Here is a 1,070-nt window from a genome sequence, read left to right on the forward strand (position 1 = left end):
TCACCTTCATTTCGGAGCCAGCCGGGTTGGTCAGCTTGGCGGTATAGACGATCTCGCCGCCTTCCTGGACGGTGCCAGTGGCCGTCAGGGTCAGGCCGGTGTTGTCCAGTTTCGCTGGGTCATCGGTCACTACGGTGCTTGGCGTACCTGCGGTTTCCAGCTTCTCGTAGTTGCCACCAGTGACGCCGGTGATGCTGTTGGTCACCGGGGTATTGGTGTTGTAGACGTTGTTCGGCGCAACGAAGTCGACCGAGCCGGAGCTGGCGTTGACCGGGATGGTTATGGTCTGGCCGTTGGCCAGAGTGATCACCAGCGGCGCACCGGTGACCGGTGCAGTAACCGAGGCGGTGTAGGTGATCACGCCGCCTTCGACAGCCGAGGCATTCGCGGTCAGGGTTACGGTCGAAGTATCGATCGAGTCGGTGACTGCGGTCACGGCCGGGGTCGCGCTGACGTCGAGCTTTTCAAAATCACCGCCGGTGGTGCCGGTGACGGTGACGCTGACGTTGCCGGCATCCACGTAAACGGTGTCGGCCGGTGCGTCGAACGACACGCTGCCTTCGGTCTGGCCCTTGGCGATGGTAATCACAGCGCCGTTGCTCAGGGTGACCGTCATTTCGCTGCCGGCCGGGTTGGTCAGTTTGGCGGTGTAGACGATGCTGCCGCCTTCCTGGACGCTGCCAGTGGCGCTCAGGCTCAGGCCTGTGCTGTCCAGGTTTGCCGGGTCATCGTTGACCACGGTGGTCGGCGTGCCAGCAATGTCCAGTTTCTCGTAGTTGCCGCCCGTTACACCGGTGATGCTGTTGGTCAGCGGGGTGTTGCTGGTGTAGACGTTGTTCGGCGCGGTGAAGTTGACCGAGCCGCTGGTCTCGTTGAGGCCGATAGTGATGGTCTGGCCGTTGGCCAGCGAGATCACCAGGGGCGCACCGGTCACCGGCGCGGTGACGGTGGCGGTGTACACCACGGTGCCGCCTTCGGTCACGCTTGGGGTGGCGGTCAGGGTTACGGTCGAGGTATCGATCGAATCGCTGACCACGGTTTCAGCCGGGGTCGTAACGATGTCCAGCTGT

1 protein-coding gene is annotated in these 1,070 nt (G+C 63.1%); it reads right to left on the bottom strand.

What is annotated here, in order from left to right; translation table 11 throughout:
• A partial coding sequence (locus APH28_RS28930) for an immunoglobulin-like domain-containing protein (protein WP_177334298.1) occupies positions 1 to 1,070 on the bottom strand: 1,070 nt, incomplete at both ends.

The sequence above is a fragment of the Pseudomonas sp. NBRC 111124 genome (genome assembly GCF_001320245.1).
GTDB lineage: Bacteria > Pseudomonadota > Gammaproteobacteria > Pseudomonadales > Pseudomonadaceae > Aquipseudomonas.